Annotated in this window: 14 protein-coding genes; 1 reads left to right on the top strand and 13 read right to left on the bottom strand. The window is 56.5% G+C overall.

The window, feature by feature from the left end:
- Positions 1-93 precede the first annotated feature (93 nt).
- Genes mukB through cmoM form a run of 4 tightly spaced genes read right to left on the bottom strand, consistent with a single transcriptional unit; the run spans position 94 to position 7,335 of the window.
- Complete coding sequence (gene mukB, locus ACOTZC_RS01070) at positions 94-4,545, bottom strand: chromosome partition protein MukB (RefSeq protein ID WP_045404138.1); 4,452 nt, start codon at positions 4,543-4,545, stop codon at positions 94-96.
- A complete protein-coding gene (gene mukE / locus ACOTZC_RS01065) occupies positions 4,545-5,249 on the bottom strand; it encodes a chromosome partition protein MukE (RefSeq protein WP_008499954.1) in 705 nt (234 codons plus the stop codon). Before mukE ends, mukB begins: the two co-directional genes overlap by 1 nt.
- On the bottom strand, positions 5,230-6,552 hold the full coding sequence (gene mukF, locus ACOTZC_RS01060; RefSeq protein WP_023311005.1) for a chromosome partition protein MukF: 1,323 nt from the start codon (positions 6,550-6,552) through the stop codon (positions 5,230-5,232). Before mukF ends, mukE begins: the two co-directional genes overlap by 20 nt.
- A 3-nt stretch (positions 6,553-6,555) precedes the next feature.
- Positions 6,556-7,335 carry a tRNA uridine 5-oxyacetic acid(34) methyltransferase CmoM gene (cmoM, locus tag ACOTZC_RS01055; RefSeq protein ID WP_023311004.1) on the bottom strand — a complete coding sequence of 260 codons (780 nt, stop codon included), beginning with the start codon at positions 7,333-7,335 and terminating at the stop codon, positions 6,556-6,558.
- Positions 7,336-7,459: 124 nt separating this feature from the next.
- Here cmoM and elyC point away from each other — a divergent pair, with 124 nt between their 5' ends.
- Positions 7,460-8,239 (top strand): envelope biogenesis factor ElyC, encoded by a 780-nt coding sequence (gene elyC, locus ACOTZC_RS01050; protein WP_248168971.1) that lies wholly within the window; start codon positions 7,460-7,462, stop codon positions 8,237-8,239.
- Here elyC and ACOTZC_RS01045 read toward each other — a convergent pair.
- From ACOTZC_RS01045 to rpsA, 9 genes are all read right to left on the bottom strand, one after another.
- Complete coding sequence (locus ACOTZC_RS01045) at positions 8,216-9,109, bottom strand: YcbJ family phosphotransferase (protein ID WP_421635551.1); 894 nt, start codon at positions 9,107-9,109, stop codon at positions 8,216-8,218. The two genes, elyC and ACOTZC_RS01045, sit on opposite strands and share 24 nt — an antisense overlap.
- A 141-nt stretch (positions 9,110-9,250) precedes the next feature.
- Complete coding sequence (gene kdsB / locus ACOTZC_RS01040) at positions 9,251-9,997, bottom strand: 3-deoxy-manno-octulosonate cytidylyltransferase (RefSeq protein WP_023311001.1); 747 nt, start codon at positions 9,995-9,997, stop codon at positions 9,251-9,253.
- Positions 9,994-10,176: a protein YcaR gene (ycaR, locus tag ACOTZC_RS01035; RefSeq protein ID WP_006174474.1), complete on the bottom strand. Its 183-nt coding sequence runs from the start codon at positions 10,174-10,176 to the stop codon at positions 9,994-9,996. The genes kdsB and ycaR overlap by 4 nt, the downstream gene beginning before the upstream one ends.
- Positions 10,177-10,221: 45 nt before the next feature.
- On the bottom strand, positions 10,222-11,451 hold the full coding sequence (locus ACOTZC_RS01030) for a winged helix-turn-helix domain-containing protein (protein ID WP_421635550.1): 1,230 nt from the start codon (positions 11,449-11,451) through the stop codon (positions 10,222-10,224).
- Between the two features lie 44 nt (positions 11,452-11,495).
- A complete protein-coding gene (gene lpxK / locus ACOTZC_RS01025; RefSeq protein ID WP_126302795.1) occupies positions 11,496-12,473 on the bottom strand; it encodes a tetraacyldisaccharide 4'-kinase in 978 nt (325 codons plus the stop codon).
- On the bottom strand, positions 12,470-14,218 hold the full coding sequence (msbA, locus tag ACOTZC_RS01020) for a lipid A ABC transporter ATP-binding protein/permease MsbA (protein ID WP_023310998.1): 1,749 nt from the start codon (positions 14,216-14,218) through the stop codon (positions 12,470-12,472). Before msbA ends, lpxK begins: the two co-directional genes overlap by 4 nt.
- Before the next feature lie 36 nt (positions 14,219-14,254).
- Positions 14,255-16,519, bottom strand: coding sequence for a ComEC family protein (locus tag ACOTZC_RS01015; protein ID WP_126302796.1), 2,265 nt, complete (start codon positions 16,517-16,519; stop codon positions 14,255-14,257).
- 215 nt (positions 16,520-16,734) lie between these two features.
- Entirely contained in the window at positions 16,735-17,022 is a 288-nt protein-coding gene (ihfB, locus tag ACOTZC_RS01010; RefSeq protein ID WP_008499965.1) for an integration host factor subunit beta, read from the bottom strand.
- A gap of 170 nt (positions 17,023-17,192) precedes the next feature.
- Complete coding sequence (rpsA, locus tag ACOTZC_RS01005) at positions 17,193-18,866, bottom strand: 30S ribosomal protein S1 (protein WP_008499966.1); 1,674 nt, start codon at positions 18,864-18,866, stop codon at positions 17,193-17,195.
- Between the last annotated feature and the right edge of the window lies 1 nt (position 18,867).

Here is an 18,867-nt window from a genome sequence, read left to right as displayed (position 1 = left end):
TATGTAAAGAAGTTTAAAGATAACGCAGCCCCAAGCACAAGTTAAGTTTAAAAAAAAGCGGCGCCAGTGCGCCGCTTCGGGACAGAACATGCTTCAGGAAGCGTCCGCCGTGGTTTCCGGCAATGACTCCGGCGGCTGCGGCGCAAAGCCACGCAGACCGACAACGTGAACGTGTTCGCTGTTCTGGAACACCTTACGCACCAGTTTGTAGGTGGTGCCCTTCTCGGGGCTGATGTTCTCCGGCGCCGCGATAATGAGCTGCATATCGAGACGTTCGCAAAGCTCGAACAGCGTGGCAATTGAGCGGGCATCAAGTCGCGCCGCCTCATCCAGGAACAGCAGTCGGCATGGCGAGATATCTTTGCCGCGCAGGCGGCGCGCTTCATCTTCCCAGCTCTGTACCACCATCACCAGAATTGACATCCCGGTACCGATCGCTTCACCGGTAGAGAGCGCCCCGGATTCCGCACGCAGCCAGCCGTCTGAGCCACGGTTTACCTCAACTTCCATTTCCAGGTAGTTACGGTAGTCCAGCAGCTCTTCACCGATGGTTTGCGGCGTACGTTGCCCCATATCAATCTGCGGGTTCAGGCGCTGATACAGCTTCGCCAGCGCTTCGGAGAAGGTCAGACGGTTGCTGTTGAACAGATCCTGATGCTGCTCGTGCTGCTCTGAGAGCACTTCCAGCAGCATCGCGTGGGCCTCACGCACGTTGACGTTGAGGCGCACGCTGTTCACCTGGCCAAACGACACGCTCTGCAGACCCTGGTTCAGCTGGCGGATACGGTTCTGCTCGCGCTGAATAGTTTTACGAATGATGTTCGCCACGCTGCGGGAGCTGATCGCCAGCTTCTGCTCGCGGGAGGTCAACTCCTCCGTCAGGCGGCCCAGCTCGATTTCCATCTGTTCGATGGCTTCGACCGGATCGTCGGTACGGATAATGTCCTGACGAATACGCTCGCGCAGGTGCTGGTAAACCGCCACGAAGAACTGAATTTTACGTTCCGGACGTTTCGGATCCTCCGACATACGCAGCACGTCGCGCAGGTGTTCGTTATCCGCCACCGCCAGACGCAGCGCACCCAACGCCTTATCCGACATGGAACGCAGCTCATCGGCAGAGAGATACGCCAGCTCGCGACGGTGCAGGCGACGCTCAACGTTATTGTCTTTCACCATGCGCATCACCGCGCACCAGCCCGCCTTGGCGGTCACGACCTGCTCGCGCATTTCGTGATAGTCGCGTTCCAGCTTGCGCAGGCGACGGGTCAGGTTATCCATTTCGGCTTCGCAGAAGGTCAGCGCTTTTTCCAGCTGATTGCGACGCGCGCGGTTATTGCTGAGCTGAGAATGCAGCTCGTCACGACGAATACGCGCACGCTCTTCCGCCCCGCTGTCGGCACGAACGCCAATGTCCTGAAGCTCTTTCTGCAGATCGTTTAACAGCTCTTTCTTGGTATCGAAGGAGCTTTTCAGCGAGGCCAGCACCTGATTGTACTGGTTCAGCTGAGCGGAGTGGCTGCGCATCGCTTCGCGGGCGCGAGTACGTTCCGCCTCCGCCTGCTCAAGGCGCTGACGCAGTTTTTCGTTCAGATCGCTGTTACCGCTCAGCATTTCAGCCGAATCGGAGTAGCCAAAGTGCGCGCGACGCTGCACCACTTCCGTCAGAGCAAACGCCTGCTGACGCGCTTCGCGCTGCACCTGCTGCGACCAGGCATAATCTTCTTTTAACTGCTCGAACTGTTCCGGGTCGCTCTGCAGGACAGACACGACGGGCTCCAGCTTCGCCAGCTGATTGCCGTGCTGCTGAACGAAACGCGCGGCTTCCTGCGCTTCATCCAGACGCTCCTGGATCTCATCCACGCGGTCAGCCAGCGTGTCATCCGCCAGCAGATTCAGGCGCGGCAGAATGCGGTTAAGGGCAGCGACGCCCTCTTTCGCCTGTTCAAACTGAACGCGACTTTGCTGGTTATCACTTTCATGGCTTGCAATCGCACGTTCCAGCTCGCTACGGCGGGTGTTCAGCTTGCGGATTTCGGCTTCCGGATCTGCGTCAAACGCTACGGCGAGATGGCTGCCGATAAAGCGGCTGAACGACTGATGCAGACGCTGGGTTTTCTGCACGTCAAACGACAGGGTCGCAAAACGTTCAGACAGTGTTTCACGCTCGGCGTGCAGGCTCTCGATGCGGCTTTCGCGCGCGGCGCGGCCAAACAGCGGCAGCTCAGGGAAGCGGGAGTAACGCCACTGACGGTCGGCAATTTTCACCACCACCGCTTTTTCCAGCTCGTCGACGCTGAACACGCTGTCATCGAACGACTGCGGATCCCCTTCGATCAGGTAGAGATCTTCCGGGCAATCTTCCAGGCCGGCAAGCTGCTCAGAAATCAGCGACAGATCCGGGACCACAATCGCGTTGCGGGATGGACCGTACAGCGCGGAGAAGTACGGAGCATCGTCCAGGCCAACGTCGTCATAAATTTCGGACAGCAGCACGCCGCCAAAACGCTCGGCTAATGCATTCAGGCGCGGATCTTCTGACCCGCCCGGCTGGCTTAAGCGCTCAATTTCTTCATCGACGTCGCGCTTGCGGGCGCCCACTTCGTCACGCTCAACGATGGCTTCGCGCTCGCGCTCCAGCAGCTGCTGCAGGTATTCGGTCACTTCCTGGCTGGATTCGAACTGTTCGCCGCACTGCTCGCTGAGCTGGTTCAGGCTGCTCTGGGCCGCCAGCCAGACCGGCGCACGCTCCAGGAGCGTCTTCGAACGGGACTGAATCTGCTCCAGCTCCTGACGCAGGGTCATACGCTGTTCGCTGGCGTTTGATACGGTATCGGATAGGGCCGCAATACGCGCTTCCAGCTCCTGATGCAGGGCCTCAAGCTCGTCGAAATCGTAATTTTTTCCCTGACGCTTGCAGAATTCCGCCAGCAGACGCTCGGCTTCCTGCTGCTCGCGCAGGCGCTGCTCCAGCTCGTTCAGACGCATACGCAGCGGCTGAACCTGCTCGGCCAGATGGCGCTGGTTCACACCGTCGCGCAGCAGTTCGCGGGCAACGTCCCAGGCTTCGTTACGCGCCAGCGGGCCGTTAATCGCGACTACCAGCTGATAAGCCTGTTCAAACTGGCTGTGCGCCGTTTGCGCAACGCTCATTTTCTGTTCGAGGGAGAGCAGTTTCTCGGTGGCTTCCTGCTCTTTTGCCTGGAAGGTATCCAGCCACTCGTCGGCGCTGTCCGGCGTCAGGTCAGGCAGATGGCACAGCTCTTTTGCACGCTGTAATGCCTGCAATGCCTGGGTGTACTGAATCGCTCGCGTCTGCTGCACGTCAAGCGCCTGCTGGTAATCGGCAAGCTGGCTTTTCAGCTCATCCACTTCCAGCTCGGCCGCTTCGGCGCGGGCTTCGTTCTCTTCCTGCATGTCGGCGGCTTCAGCCACCACTTCATTTTGCTCTTCGAGACGGATCTGCAGCTCATCGAGGTCCGCTTCATAGCGCTCGATTTTTTCCTGCTGACGCAGCGCGGTCTGCACCAGGTTCAGGTGATCGCTGGCAGCCTGATAATCGGCTTCCAGGTCGCCTTCAGCACCGTTGTGCTCGCCCAGCTCGCGCGCCATTTCAACGTGCTTGTACTGCTCCGCTACCAGCTGTTTACGGGAGGTAAACAGCTCGCGACGGTATTCTAATGCCTGATCGAGATGCACGCGGCGCTCGTTGGCGTGGCGCATGTAGTCCGCCGCCACGTAGTTGGTGGCTTCGCTGATCAGGTGTTTAAACAGGTCGCGGTCAGACTGGGTAACGCGAATAGCTTCCAGCGTCATGCGGTTTTCGCGCAGCGCCGCTTCCATATCCTGGAAGGCCTTACGCACGCCGCTGTTTTCCGGCAGCAGGTAGTCGCGCAGGGAGCGGGTAATCGCGCTGGAGATACCGCCGTACAGCGACGCTTCAATCAGGCGGTAGTATTTGCTACGGTCTGATGCCGTGCGCAGACGACGCGCCACCACGCCCAGATCGAACATCAGCGAGTGGTAGTCGGTAATCGAGTTGAACTGCTTGAACTGCACGCCTTCGATGGCCTCAAGCTTGTCTTTCAGCTCCTGCAGCGTCAACACGCGCGCCTGGCGTTCGTTCAGGGTTTCCGTGAGCAGCGCCGTCGGCTGCACGGAGGTTGGCAGCCCCTGGATTGCAAACGGTTTGATATCCACTTTACGGTCGCGACCGGCGACCTGCTGCAGGCGCACGCCCACCACCACACGCTGATGACGGGAGTTAATAACGTCCAGAACCGAATAACAGACGCCGGCCTTCAGCTTACCGTGCAGACCTTTATCACGTGAGCCGCTTGTGGCCCCCGCTTCGGTGGTGTTACGGAAGTGAAGCAGCGTCAGGTCAGGGATCAGCGCCGTAACAAAGGCCGCCATGGTGGTGGATTTACCCGCACCGTTACCGCCGGAGAGCGTCGTGACCAGCTCATCCAGATCGAACGTTCGGGCAAAGAAGCCGTTCCAGTTAATCAGCGTCAGTGAGCGAAATTTACCGCGTTCAATCATTACTCTTCCTCCCCGCTATCCGGCAGATTCTCTTCATGCTCGTCATTGAGCTGCAAATGGTTTTCAACCGGCATCGCTTCACCGTCGCGGATCATGCGAAGCTGCGCTTCACGCGCGTCATCGCCCGCACGCACGTCTGCGCCGAAACGGAAGACAGATTCCGTAATGCGGAATTTGCTGCTGTCGTGGCCCATAAACCAGACCATCCCCAGACGACGCAGACGGTTCAGGGAAGAGCGAACCTTTTCCTGTAATTTCTGACGGTCAAGATCCGACCCCGTGGAGCGGTTGTTCACCAGCTTGAGCAGCTTGCTCTCATCCGCCAGCGTCAACAGCTCGTCGTAAAGTTCCTGCTGGGTGAAGATCCCTTCATTCGCCAGACGTTCCGGGCTGAGGTAGAGGTAGCAGAGAATTTTACCGACCATCATATCCAGCTCGGAGAGCACGGAACGCGGGATCAGCGTCGTGGAGCGCGGGCGCAGGTAGAAAAACCCTTCCGGCGCGCGGATAAGCTCCACGTTGTAGCGCGCGTAAAACTCTTCCAGGTACTCCTGGAAGTCCATCAAAAAGGCGTGATTATCCAGCTCGTCTAAGCCAATGTGACGACCGGCACGCAGCTGGCTGTCCAGCGCCGGAAATAACGGATTCGCCAGCGCCTGTGCCAGCTTAACGGGCATCACTTGTTCAATATTTGTCAATGACATGCGCCTGTACCTTGGCTCCGTAATCGTTAATTGGCTGCCACTTCGGCGGCAGTCCGGTGAAATCTGCTTGCGCGACGCCCAGGCGCACCGCCTGGTCTACCACAATGCGGGCAATGTCGAAGTGGCGCGCGCGAGGATATTGCGCCAGATAGTCGCGCACTACGAGACCAAGATCCAGCGGCACTTGTCTGGTTTTGTAGACAGCGAGCTGTTCTTCGATCATCGCCGCAAGCTGCTCGCGAATTTCGTTAAATTCTTCGTATTCCAGATCCGGCGGCAGTTCACCGGTCACCTCTTCATCGCGCAGCGCCATCTCTTCGTCGCGCATATCCAGCAGACGATCGGCATTAGCGTAGGTCAGCGCCCACGGCGCATCGAAATAGGTCTGCACCGACTGACGCAGACGCTGAGCAAAGACGCGGTTTTTATCCATATCAATCGCGGTACGGATAAATTTATGCACGTGTCGGTCGTAGCCGATCCACAGATCGATTGACTGCTGGCCCCAGCTGATAATGCGGTCGAGTTTGCTCTGCAGATCGAAGACCAGACGATCGATAAAGTGCAGATCGTCGTGCGCCAGCGTCGCGTCCTGGATGCGCAGCAGATTCGCCTGCAGCTTGTCCCCTGCGGCTTCCAGCGTATCCTGGAGTTCGCGCAGCGTGCCGGAGGTTTCTGACAGCAGAAGTTCACAGCTGGAGATGGCCGCTCGCCAGTCTTTATTCAGCAGCTGGGCAATATCGTCTTTCACCTGCTGCTGCTGTTCGTCCATCAAACGCTGGGTCAGATCGATACTGTCGAAAATCTCGGCCACCGAATATTTCAGCGGCGCGTAGACGTTACGGTGCCAGTGGAATTCGTCACCGTTTTCATCCGCGGCATCGGCGGCACGCTTAAGCTCACCCGCCACGATCGAGAGCTGCATGGAAAGACGCAGCGTGGAAAATTCACGCTGGCGAATATAGTAATCGGTGATGCCGATGCCCAGCGGCGTCAGGCGATAGATGGCGTTTCCTTCCGCCTGTTCGCTGGTAAAGCGGTTCAGCAGACGTTGACGCACCATATCGTTGATCGCGTTGTTGGCACGCACGCTAATGGTTTCGCTGGTTTGCTCAAACGCATCACTGACATGGCGGAACGCATCCACCAGTTCACCCTCGCTCATTTCACCGTCCAGCCGTTCGCCGTTCAGCGTGGCAACCGCCAGCAGGAAAGAGAGTCTGTCTACCGGCAGCGAGATGGAGAAATCGTTTTTCCTGGCCCAGGCAACCAGTTCGGGGACTGTCTGGGAAAATTCACTCATAGGTTATCCTTGCATCTGCGGCTTGTGCGCGGTGACGTGAATATAGCGGCCAAGGCTGATAAAAGGCTCCTGACGGCAATACCGCGTTTCTAATTCTGTTAAGGTGTCAAAACAGTCACGCTGTTTGTGTTTTTCACGCAGATAATCATGAAACACCCTAACGCCCGTCTTCCCGACGATCTGCCAGCCAATCGCTTCCAGCCAGCCATAAACCTGCTGTGGATCGCGCGGATAGTCCGGGGAAAGCGTGCGCTTTTTCTTTTTGGGCATCCCGACCTGCACATAGTCGAAGTTGCCTGCAACCATGTTGTGCATCAGGAAGCCGTTAGCATTGTAGAACATCAGCGACAGCGTGCCGCCCGGGCGCAACATCGACCACAGGGTTTGTAACACGCTTTGCGGATCGGCAACCCACTCCAGCACCGCATGAAACAATATCAGATCAACCTGGGTTTCCAAATGCTGCGCGATGTCCTGAGCGGCGCATTGTATAAAATGCATGTTGTCGCTCACACCTTTCTCTTCTGCAGCACGCGTCGCGCGGGCGACCATTTCAGCAGAAAGATCGCAAAGCGTGACGTGATGACCGCGCTCGGCCATTTTTATCGCCGTCTGCCCTTCACCGCCACCGGCGTCCAGCACGCGCAACGTTTGCCCACCAAAGGTAGCCAGAATGGTGTCCAGATCCTGCCAGAGGATCGTCTGACGGAGCTGCCCTTTCGTGGTGCCATAAATGTTGCGCGAAAACTTTTCCGCGATGTCATCAAAATTGCGATCCCGCATTGGGAGAGTTCCACTCGCTAACTGCAAAACCGCTATTTTGTCACACCCGCGCGGAGAATGAACCTCTCTGGTGTAATATCACGGGTAATCACCTGCTATATGGTCAAAAAAGGAACCAAAAAGGATGCTTTTTACCCTTAAGAAATACATTGGAGGGATGATGCTTCCCCTTCCGCTGCTGCTCATCATCATCGCGCTGGGGCTGGCGCTGGTGTGGTTCAGTCGCTTTCAGAAGAGTGGCAAAACGCTTATTACGCTCGGCTGGTTTGTCCTGCTGCTGTTGAGCCTGCAGCCGGTCGCGGATGGTCTGTTACGCCCCATGGAAAATAAGTACCCAACATGGCAGGGAAATCAGAAAGTGGCGTATATCGTGGTGCTGGGCGGCGGATATACCTGGGATCCTGACTGGGCCCCCAGTTCAAACCTGATCAACAACAGCCTGCCACGGCTAAACGAAGGCATTCGCCTCTGGCTGGCAAATCCGGGATCAAAAATGATCTTCACCGGCGCGGCAGCCAAAACGAACCCGGTGAGTACGGCTGAGGCAGGTGCCAGAGTAGCGGAATCACTCGGCGTGCCGCGTTCCTCAATTATCACTCTCGACAGCCCAAAAGATACCGAAGAAGAGGCTGCAGCAGTGAAGCAGGCAATAGGCGATGTCCCGTTCTTACTGGTGACCTCCGCCTCACACCTGCCGCGCGCGATGATTTTCTTTGAGAAGCAAGGCCTGCACCCGCTTCCCGCACCGGCAAACCAGATGGCCATCGACGCGCCGCTCAACCCGTGGGAACGGGCGATCCCCTCCCCGGCCTGGCTGATGCATAGCGATCGCGTCGGTTATGAGACGCTCGGACGCCTCTGGCAGTGGCTGAAGGGATCGTCAGGCGAGCCAGGGCAAGAGTGATTTTGTTGCCAGATCGAAATTTGCGCGATTAAAACGTCCGGTATTCACCAGCTGCGCGACTTCGTCCCAGAGCAGGTAAAGCCAGCGCCGCCAGAGAAACGCCTCTGCAACGGGCGCGCGTTGAAGGTAGTGCCACAGTAAACCTTCCGCCGCCCCGCTGTCGCTGAGCCTGAACAGCTCGTATTCGCGCGGAGCCCAGAGCATGATCCCCGGCCCCAACATCGCCAGAAGCTGATCGCTACGGGAGTCTTTGAGCATGCTGCGCAGGGTGAAATTACCGTGGATCAGCACGCAGTTGTCATTAAAACCGTCGAACAGCGCCGGTAAGCACTCGCGGGTGCGAAACAGAATACGTTTGTCCTGCATGGTTAAACCGGTATTGTTGAACTGGTTAAGCGTTCCCCACAGCACTTCCACCCGCTGGCGATACCACAGCGGCCACAGGTTTTCCTGAGTGCTGTCGACCGGACCGACAAGCCCGCGGCTATCCTGACGATGCCAGGCCAGCAGCGCCTCGACAATCTGGTCTTTTAACTGCTCCCAGCGTTCCGGCGTGCGCGCGGGCGCTTCAACGGGCACGCCGCGTAAACGCTCAATCAGCAGCATGTCCGGGCCGGGGTGTTCCTCGTGGGTCATCACGCCGTACACCGTCGGCATACGGACGGTTCCCTCCCGCGCCAGCATCGACATTTTCCATGCCAGCTGCCTGGCAACGCCCGGCGAGGTGAAACTTCTGGCCATCAGCGGCATTGGGTTGCCCTGACTGTCATACAACGACCAAAGCGCGGTATCGGCCTTTTCACTCACGCATTCGACCCGGCTTAATTTCTCACCCAGCAGATGGCTAAGTTCGGCACGCAGCTGTTCCATATGAGATTACCCCCATTAAGACTACTGCTTTTATAATGAGCGTCCAGAAGGAAGATGTCACTCGGAAGAGATCAATTAGGGAAAAGAAAGGGGAATTAACGGGGAGAGGACATCCCCCCGGCAGGAGGGATGCAGACGATATTAGCGCAGCTCGGCGCGAACGCGCTCAAGATCTTCCGGCGTATCAACGCCCGTTCCAGGCACTTCGCTGGCAACGGCAACGTGAATTTTTTCGCCATACCAGAGCACGCGAAGCTGCTCCAGCATTTCGATATGCTCCAGCGGACTCGGCGCCCAGGTAACATATCGACGAATAAAACCGGCCCGATAGCCGTAGATCCCAATATGGCGCAGGAAAGTATCGCCGATGGTCTCTTTAGAGAGCGCAAAGCGATCGCGATCCCACGGAATGGTGGCGCGCGAGAAATAGAGCGCATAGCCTTCGGCATCCATCACCACCTTCACGGCATTCGGATTGAATGCCTCTTCGGCGTGGTGAATAGGCACCGCGAGCGTCGCCATACCAACCTGACGCTGAGCCAGGTTTTCTGCAACCTGACGGATAATCACCGCCGGGATCATTGGCTCGTCACCCTGCACGTTAACGATGACCGTATCATCACTGAAACCACATTTCTCAACCACTTCCGCCAGACGCTCGGTGCCGGACTGGTGATCGGCGCGGGTCATGCATACCTCACCGCCTGCTGCCTCAACCGCTCGGGCGACGTCAGGATGATCGGTAGCAACAATCACGCGATCGGCACCGGATTCACGCGCACGCTCAAGAACATGCACAATCATCGGCTTGCCGTTGATATCCACCAGCGGTTTACCAGGCAGACGCGTTGAGGCATAACGCGCAGGAATAATGACAACAAAACTCATGGTTTGCTCTCTTCTGCCACCAGGGAACGAGCTTCATTTTCCAGCAGTACCGGAATGCCATCGCGCAGCGGGAAAGCCAGGCTGTCCAGCTTGCAAATCAGCTCCTGTTTGTCCTGGCTGTAGTAGAGTTTGCCGTTGCATACCGGGCAGGCAATAATTTCAAGTAAACGGTGATCCATAGTTCCTCCGTATGGGTAATCGCTAAAGCTTAACACATTCCCTTTTCAGGGAGTGCCTGTTTCCCAGCCACTTCGACAGGATGTAAACAGCCCGTCGGGTACCCGACCCAGCGTCACGTCGCGGGCGCCCTGCCAGCGCGCGAATTCGCTAATGGCGGACGTTAACCCTTTTTCCAGGCTCGCCGTCACCCTGACGCCCTCTTCCAGATAAAGCGCAATGATTTCAAGCGTGCCGGTCTTGCGGTACATTTTGGCGTCCATGCGCCCGACCAGTTGCCCCTTATGCAGCAGCGGGAGTACAAAGTAACCATACTGGCGCTTTGGCGCCGGGGTATAACATTCCAGCCGGTAGCTAAAGTCGAACAGCTGCTCGGCGCGTTTTCTGTCCCAGACGACCGGGTCGAAAGGCGACAACACCGCACTGTGGGTTGCCTGAAGTTTCCCCTCCTGGGCCAGAGGCAGTAGCGGGAGGAGATCCGCATGCAGCCACATTTCGCCCAGCGTTTCCACCGTGACCGGGATGACGCGCTGTTCGCGTTGCCAGATGTCCAGCAGCGGTTTCAACGCGGGCTGGCGAAGGCGATAGTAATCTGCCAGCCATTGCGTGCGGAAAACCCCCAGGCTGCGGGCGCTGTTTTCGAGCATGATGGCCTCGGCCGCCTCCTGGGTAAGCAGGCCACGCTCGTCGTCCCAGTGCGGCATCACGCGATGCGTCAGGTCGTACACGCGCTGAAAATTACGCCGCTCAATCACCATGACTTTGCCTGAGGTAAACAGCCCTTCGAGATGACGCTTATGCGGTTTCCACTCCCACCAGCCGCTGGTGCCTTTGCGCGGGTGTTCAAAATCGGCGGAGCGTACGGGACCGTTATCCTGAATATGCGCGATTAGCTGCTCAATTTCGGCCGCATGTTCCAGCATCCACGCCTGACGGTATTTCCAGCCCATCTTTTCCGGAGCAAGCATACGGTGGCGAACCAGGGCAAAATCGCTGCGGGGCAGGAAGCAGGCTTCGTGCGCCCAGTACTCCATTAACTCTCCCTTGCTGAGCGCCTCATCCAGCCACTGCGAAGGATAATTCCCCAGACGGCTAAACAGCACCAGGTAAGGGCTTCGCGCCACAATGCTAATGGTGTCGATTTGAAGTAGCGACATGCGCTGGACGGTCGAGAGAATATCGGCAGGCTGCGCGCGGCGGCGGGGCTTTTTAAGCAGCCCCTGCGCGGCAAGGTGTAAATGACGTGCGGCTGAAAGCGAGAGTTGCGGTAAAGACATGCGTTATCCTGTCAGTCAAAGCGCCACCAGAACCGCGTAAGCGTTTATTTCACCAACGCAATCAGTTCCTTGAGCAAACGTTCCGGCTGCTCGCCGCTGAGTTCAGCGTCAACCGGCAGATACCACCAGTTTTCTTTCGCGAAGGCACGGCATTTCACCGCATCTTTTTCGGTCATGATCAGCGACTGCCCGGGTACGGTCAGGGCGTCTACCTGCCCTTCCGCCAGCGCCTGGTGGTCGGCCAGCGGAACGCGTTTTTCCAGCCGGGCACCACACTGTTCCAGCGTCGCAAAGAAGCGCGGCGGATGGCCAATCCCCGCCATAGCCACCGGTGAAGGCAGCTCAGCAACCGACCGGCGCTCACCCGTCACCAGGTTGATCGCCAGGCCTGGCTGCAGGTACATCGGGATTTCACCCGCTTTTGCCTCACCACCGTTCAAAATCACCGCATCAACGGACTTAAGGCGCGAAGCGCGTTCGCGCATAGGTCCGGCCGGCAGCCACCAGCCGTTGCCGAAACGGCGAACCCCGTCGATCACCACAATTTCTTTATCACGCGCCAGGGCGTAGTGTTGCAGGCCATCGTCAGTGATAATGATTTGTACCGCATGTTCGGCAAGCAGTGCCTGAACGGCGTCGCTGCGCATCGGGGAGACCGCAACCGGCGCGCCGGTACGCTGGAAAATCAATACCGGCTCATCACCCGCTTCGGCAGTCGTGGTTTCCGCCGTCAGCAGCAGCGGATAACGCCCCGCTTTACCACCATATCCGCGCGATACCACACCCGGGCGGATACCGCGTTTTTGCAATTGCTCCACCAGCCAGATCACCACCGGCGTTTTACCGTTGCCGCCCGCCGTAAGATTACCGACCACCACCACCGGAACCGGCGCGCGCCAGGCACGCTTCAGCCCCAGACGGTAAAACAGACGGATAGTGCCGCTCACCAGGCCGTAAAGCCAGGAGAGCGGCAAAAGCAGCAGCCACAGCGGGGATTCACCGGACCAGATGCGTGCAATCATTCGCCGAACTGCATCTTATGAAGCTGGGCGTAAACGCCGCGGTGTTCCAGCAAATCAGCATGGCTTCCGCGTTCAACAATGATACCGTCCTCAACCACGACGATTTCGTCAGCCTGCTCGATAGTCGACAGACGGTGCGCAATCACCAGCGAGGTACGGTTCTTTTGCAGCTCATCCAGCGCAGACTGAATAGCGCGTTCAGATTCCGTATCCAGTGCGGAGGTCGCTTCGTCCAGAATCAGAATTGGGCTATCGCGCAGCAGCGCACGCGCAATGGCGATACGCTGACGCTGACCGCCGGAGAGCAGCACCCCGTTCTCACCGATTATCGTATCCAGACCGTTATCCATCTTGTTGATAAAGTCCATTGCGTAGGCCATACGCGCAGCATTCTCAATCTGCTCGCGGCTGTATTCATCCGTGCGCGCATACGCAATGTTGTTTGCCACAGTATCGTTGAACAGGTGCACGTTCTGGGAGACCAGCGCCACCTGGTTACGCAGCGACTGCAGGGTATACTCCCGCAGATCATGACCGTCCAGGAGGATCTCACCTTCGTTAATATCGTAGAAACGGGTGATCAGGCTGGCAATAGTTGATTTACCCGAGCCGGAACGACCCACCAGCGCCACGGTTTTACCCGCCGGAATGGACAGGTTGATATTACGCAGCGCCGGCGTTTCACGTCCAGGATAGGCGAAAGTGACATTGCGGAATTCAACGTCGCCACGGGCGCGCTCAATCTCGCGTGTACCTTCATCTTTTTCCTGTTCGGAATCCAGAATGCTGAACAGCGTCTGACAGGCAGCCATCCCGCGCTGGAACTGGGCGTTGACGTTCGTCAGGGATTTCAGCGGACGCATCAGGGCGATCATTGAGGAGAAGACCACGGTGATAGTACCCGCCGTCAGCGTCTCCATGACGCTCGGGAAGCTTGCTGCATACAGGACGAATGCCAGCGCCAGGGAGGCAATCAGCTGAATAATCGGGTCAGAAATGGAAGAGGCCGAGACCATTTTCATCCCCTGCAGACGCATTTTGTTGCTGACTTTATCAAAGCGTTTGGTTTCGACGTCCTGACCGCCAAAAATCAGAACTTCTTTATGCCCTTTCAGCATCTGTTCCGCGCTGGTCGTCACCTGTCCCATCGTGTTCTGCATGTTCTTACTGATATTGCGGAAGCGCTTTGAGACGACGCGGATAGCAATAGAAACTATCGGCGCCAGAACGATAAGGATGATCGACAGCTGCCAGCTGTAATAGAACATCATCGCGAACAGACCGATGATTGACGCGCCCTCACGCACAACGGTGATCAGCGCGCTTGAGGACGAGGAGGCAACCTGCTCAGAATCGTAGGTAATACGAGACAGCAGCGTCCCGGTAGACTGCTTGTCAAAGAACGAGACCGGCATGCCCATCATGTGGCTGAACAGGCGACGGCGCATGGTCATCACCACTTTCCCTGATACCCAGGAAATACAGTAGCTGGAAATATAGCTGGTGATGCCGCGTAAGATCATCAGTCCGATAACCACCAGAGGCATCCATAGCAACACTGAGCGATCCGTTTTACCAAAACCGTCGTCCAGTAACGGTTTGAGGAGCGATAGCATAAAAGTATCGCTGGCTGCGTTGAGGATTAACGCTACACCCGCCACGATCAGGCCTGCTTTAAAGGGTGCAATCATCGGCCAGAGTCGGCGGAAGGTTTGCCACGTGGAGAGATCTTTGTCGTTATGCATTCAAAAAACCAGCATTCGTTGAAATAGCCGCATATTCTACCCGTTATCGACGGGCTCGCCAAACCACTGATGATACCAAACGGGTAAAAATTGCTCTCGCAAGCGCCGGATTTGCCAGTGATGTTGCGAGAATGTCACCGATATTTGTCCAGAATGAGGGGTATCGTGCCAGATGTACCCCTCTTTTCGATAGCGTCGGACAACTTTTGCCGACGGGAATCGCCATGCGTTATAGCGGGCCGCGGAATCCAGTGCGATCTGACCTTCCACCCGCTGTACCAGCGGCAATGACGACGAAGTATTGCTGCCATGATGGGGCACCTGTATAAGCGTGGACGTCAGATAACGCCAGTAATGGCTAAGCATAGCCTGTTCCGCTTGCGCTTCAATGTCCCCCGTTAGCAGAACGCTCTGCTCACCGTCGTCCACCTTTACCACGCAGGAATGGTTATTTCCCTGAGCCGGGTAATTTTCGGGGGGCCAGTGGACAGTGAAGGAGAGTCCCTGCCATTTCCATCTCTGCCCGCGAAAACAGGGCCGATGTCCCGCCTGGCGCAACGGGCTTCTTACCCACGCGTCCGGCCACGCTTTTTGCAACGATGCGAGTCCTCCCGCATGGTCGAGGTGTTCATGACTGAGAATAACGCCTTCAGGCCGCAGGTGATGCCAGCGAAGCCACGGGATAATCAACCGCTGCGCGCTATCCCCGCCCGGCCAGGCGAGCCCGGTATCATAGAGAATGGCTTTTCCCTGCCGTTCAATGACCATCGCCAGCCCCTGCCCTACATCCAGCATATGCAGCGTCCAACTCTCGTTTTTTTCCGTTCTCCAGAGAGGAAATGTGAGTAAAACACTTCCTGCAAGACAAACGGCAGGAAGGGTTTTCCAGGCACGAAAGCGCCAGCCAATGATGATAAGCCAGGGCAGTAGCGTCATGTACTGCCAGCGTTGATCGACACTCTGCCAGCCGTCAGGCAGGCGCATGAGGAGCCAGAACAGCCCCGCAAGTGACTTATTGGCTGCGAACCAGACGACGCTTTCCGGTGCCGCCAGCGGCAGCAGATGAAGCAGCATGCCGAGCAGGATCAGCGGCACGGAGACAAACGTCACCAGGGGAACGGCAAAGAGATTCGCGACCAGGGAGGAGATGCTGAATCCATGGAAAATCAGAACCTGTAGCGGCATCAGCAGCATCAGCATGCCGACCTGCAGATAGATCAGGTTCAGCAGCGGCCGTATACGTCGTACCCGGTGCCAGCCAGGAAGAGGCAGCCACTGAAACCAGAAAATCAGCGCAGCGACAGCAAATGCAGACAAGAGCAGACTCTGCGAGAGTATGGCTAAGGGATCGCTTATCAGGATCGCCGCGATACAGCACACCCATACCTGCCATGGAGACCATTGCCGGGCAGCGATACGCAACATTGCAAGCACAGCCAGCGCGATGACCGTTCGTAGCGCAGGTGGTTGAAGAGCGGTTAGCCAGGCGTAGATCGCGGCAAAGCATAACCCGGCCAGAAGAGGCATTTGCCATTGGATCCAGTGGCTGGGTAATAAAAACTGAATCCCACGCGCGAGTAACCAAGCGAGGGATGCCGCCAGCGCGATATGCAGACCCGAAATAGCCATCAGATGCAGCGTCCCTGTTTCACGCATCAGGTCTTTTATTTCCCGGGGCACATCCAGACGTTCGCCCATTCCCAGTCCGAGAATGACCGCCCCCCATCGGTAAGCAGAAAGGCGGTTTTGCAGTGATATGAGATATTGCGCTCGCAGGCTGCAGCGTCCATCAACGAGTTCCGCACGGGTGAAACGCCCGCTAAGCGTTTGGTGCCGGGCAAAAGCGCTGCGCTGGGAATCATAGCCGCCGTCGTTCAGTTCGCCATGAGCAGGCCTGAGCCTGAGCGTCATACTCCAGCGCTGGCCGGCACACGCTTTCTTTGGCAGATAATTTCCATACAGCGTTACACCTGTAGAGGCCCACCAGCGCTTGCCATCAACGCGGAGAATGTTTCCCTGATGCTGCGTTGCGCCATCTGTGGCGGTAATTGCTACCTCAGCCTGCACGGCCCCCGTCGTTAAATGCTGCATCGGCCAGACGCTCTCCTTCGCAGCCAGAATACCCCACACGCAAAATAACAGCGTGAGACCCGCATACTTCAGTCGTACGTTTCGCCGTGCGGCCAGCACGACCCCGCCAACGATCATTATCCACACGGTGTGGCGTGATGGCAGTTCAGGTAACCAGAGTAACGGGGCTATTGCCAGAATGACGCAGACGCTAAGCGCGGGAATTCCCATTGCTACCTCCCTGTTTCAGAGGGGCAGTATCTAATCAGGCAGAGCGAATTGTCAGATGGGAAAAGTACGTTTTACAGCGCGCGCTGTTCTGTTTTTATCGGTTTGCAGAAAACGAAACGGAAAAATGCGGGGCACCTTCAGAAGGAAAGCGACAGAGACAAAAAAAGCACCCGCAGGTGCTTTCTTTCGAACCCAGTTTAACCGGCTGGCTAAACTCAGTTGCCGTAAATATTGGCGCGATCGCGCAGTTCTTTACCCGGCTTAAAGTGTGGAACGTACTTGCCTTCCAGTTCGACTTTATCGCCAGTTTTCGGGTTACGCCCGGTACGTGGAGCACGATAGTGCAGAGAAAAACTACCGAAACCGCGGATTTCAATGCGCTCGCCCTGGGCAAGAGTGGAGGCCATATGCTCCAGCATCTCTTTTACGGCATCTTCCACTGCCTTGGCAGGGATATGCGGTTGCTGACTGGCAAGTCTTTCAATCAATTCTGACTTGGTCATGATTCCTCCGGTTCCTTTCAAACCAATTAGCTGAACAGCTCATTAAACAAGGGCGGCCGTAGCCGCCCTTTGTTATTGATTACAGGACGAATCCTGCAATCTGTCAAGTTTGCTCCTCATCCTTCACGCTGTAAATGCGTTACAGCGCAAATGATGCTGAGAACCTGATATTACTCGCCTTTAGCTGCTTTGAAAGCTTCAGCCATTGCGTTGTTAGAGAAGTTTGCATCTTCCTGTTTGTTAACAGTTGCGATTGCATCTTTCTCATCAGCTTCGTCTTTAGCACGAACAGACAGGCTGATTGCACGGTTCTTACGGTCAACACCGGTGAACTTAGCTTCAACGTCGTCGCCTACGTTCAGAACCAGAGTGGCATCTTCAACGCGGTCACGTGAAGCTTCAGAAGCGCGCAGGTAACCTTCAACGCCGTCAGCCAGTTCTACGGTTGCGCCTTTAGCGTCAACTGCAGTCACTTTACCGTTTACGATTGCGCCTTTCTTGTTCAGTGCAACCCAGTTGTTGAACGGATCTTCTGCGAGCTGTTTAACGCCCAGGGAGATACGCTCACGCTCTGCGTCAACCTGCAGAACAACTGCAGCGATTTCGTCGCCTTTTTTGTATTCACGAACTGCTTCTTCGCCTGCAACGTTCCAGGAGATGTCAGACAGGTGAACCAGGCCATCGATGCCGCCGTCCAGGCCGATGAAGATACCGAAGTCAGTGATAGACTTGATTTTACCTTCAACACGGTCGCCCTTGTTGTGGGTTTCCGCGAACTGCTGCCATGGGTTGTTTTTGCACTGTTTCAGGCCCAGGGAGATACGACGACGTTCTTCGTCGATATCCAGAACCATCACTTCCACTACATCACCAACGTTAACAACTTTGGATGGGTGGATGTTTTTGTTGGTCCAGTCCATTTCGGAAACGTGCACCAGACCTTCAACGCCTTCTTCGATTTCAACGAAGCAGCCGTAGTCAGTCAGGTTGGTTACGCGACCAGTCAGTTTAGTACCTTCTGGGTAACGCTTAGCGATAGCTACCCATGGATCTTCGCCCAGCTGTTTCAGGCCGAGGGATACACGAGTACGCTCGCGGTCAAACTTCAGCACTTTAACAGTGATTTCGTCGCCCACGTTCACGATTTCGCTTGGGTGCTTAACGCGTTTCCACGCCATGTCGGTGATGTGCAGCAGGCCATCAACGCCGCCCAGGTCAACGAATGCGCCGTAGTCAGTGAGGTTCTTAACGATACCTTTGACTTCCATGCCTTCCTGCAGGTTTTCCAGCAGCTGATCGCGTTCTGCGCTGTTTTCGGATTCGATAACGGCACGACGGGAAACAACAACGTTGTTACGCTTCTGGTCCAGCTTGATTACTTTGAACTCAAGCTCTTTGCCTTCCAGGTGCAGAGTGTCACGAACTGGACGAACGTCTACCAGAGAACCTGGCAGGAACGCACGAATACCATTCAGCTCAACAGTGAAGCCACCTTTAACTTTGCCGTTGATAACACCGACCACAGTTTCAGCTTCTTCGTAAGCTTTTTCCAGCGTGATCCATGCTTCGTGACGTTTAGCTTTCTCACGAGAAAGCAGGGTTTCACCGAAGCCGTCTTCTACTGCGTCCAGAGCAACGTCAACTTCGTCACCAACCTGGATTTCCAGCTCGCCCTGGGCGTTTTTGAACTGCTCTGCCGGAATGGCGGACTCAGATTTCAGACCGGCGTCAACCAGTACTACGTCTTTGTCGATAGCAACAACAACACCGCGAACGATGGAACCCGGGCGGGTTTCGATTTCTTTTAAGGATTCTTCAAACAGTTGAGCAAAAGATTCAGTCATG

This window comes from Enterobacter cloacae complex sp. SHL009, from assembly GCF_049237205.1.
Lineage (GTDB): Bacteria > Pseudomonadota > Gammaproteobacteria > Enterobacterales > Enterobacteriaceae > Enterobacter > Enterobacter cloacae_M.
Note: the sequence above shows the minus strand (reverse complement) of the source record. Positions and strands in the feature narration are given on the sequence as shown.

What these genes read in the sequence shown, in the direction of transcription:
- mukB (WP_045404138.1), bottom strand. Translation starts at nt 4,545, where the DNA reads ATGATTGAACGCGGTAAATTTCGCTCACTGACGCTGATTAACTGGAAC.
- mukE (WP_008499954.1), bottom strand. Translation starts at nt 5,249, where the DNA reads ATGTCATTGACAAATATTGAACAAGTGATGCCCGTTAAGCTGGCACAG.
- mukF (WP_023311005.1), bottom strand. Translation starts at nt 6,552, where the DNA reads ATGAGTGAATTTTCCCAGACAGTCCCCGAACTGGTTGCCTGGGCCAGG.
- cmoM (WP_023311004.1), bottom strand. Translation starts at nt 7,335, where the DNA reads ATGCGGGATCGCAATTTTGATGACATCGCGGAAAAGTTTTCGCGCAAC.
- elyC (WP_248168971.1), top strand. Translation starts at nt 7,460, where the DNA reads ATGCTTTTTACCCTTAAGAAATACATTGGAGGGATGATGCTTCCCCTT.
- ACOTZC_RS01045 (WP_421635551.1), bottom strand. Translation starts at nt 9,109, where the DNA reads ATGGAACAGCTGCGTGCCGAACTTAGCCATCTGCTGGGTGAGAAATTA.
- kdsB (WP_023311001.1), bottom strand. Translation starts at nt 9,997, where the DNA reads ATGAGTTTTGTTGTCATTATTCCTGCGCGTTATGCCTCAACGCGTCTG.
- ycaR (WP_006174474.1), bottom strand. Translation starts at nt 10,176, where the DNA reads ATGGATCACCGTTTACTTGAAATTATTGCCTGCCCGGTATGCAACGGC.
- ACOTZC_RS01030 (WP_421635550.1), bottom strand. Translation starts at nt 11,451, where the DNA reads ATGTCTTTACCGCAACTCTCGCTTTCAGCCGCACGTCATTTACACCTT.
- lpxK (WP_126302795.1), bottom strand. Translation starts at nt 12,473, where the DNA reads ATGATTGCACGCATCTGGTCCGGTGAATCCCCGCTGTGGCTGCTGCTT.
- msbA (WP_023310998.1), bottom strand. Translation starts at nt 14,218, where the DNA reads ATGCATAACGACAAAGATCTCTCCACGTGGCAAACCTTCCGCCGACTC.
- ACOTZC_RS01015 (WP_126302796.1), bottom strand. Translation starts at nt 16,519, where the DNA reads ATGGGAATTCCCGCGCTTAGCGTCTGCGTCATTCTGGCAATAGCCCCG.
- ihfB (WP_008499965.1), bottom strand. Translation starts at nt 17,022, where the DNA reads ATGACCAAGTCAGAATTGATTGAAAGACTTGCCAGTCAGCAACCGCAT.
- rpsA (WP_008499966.1), bottom strand. Translation starts at nt 18,866, where the DNA reads ATGACTGAATCTTTTGCTCAACTGTTTGAAGAATCCTTAAAAGAAATC.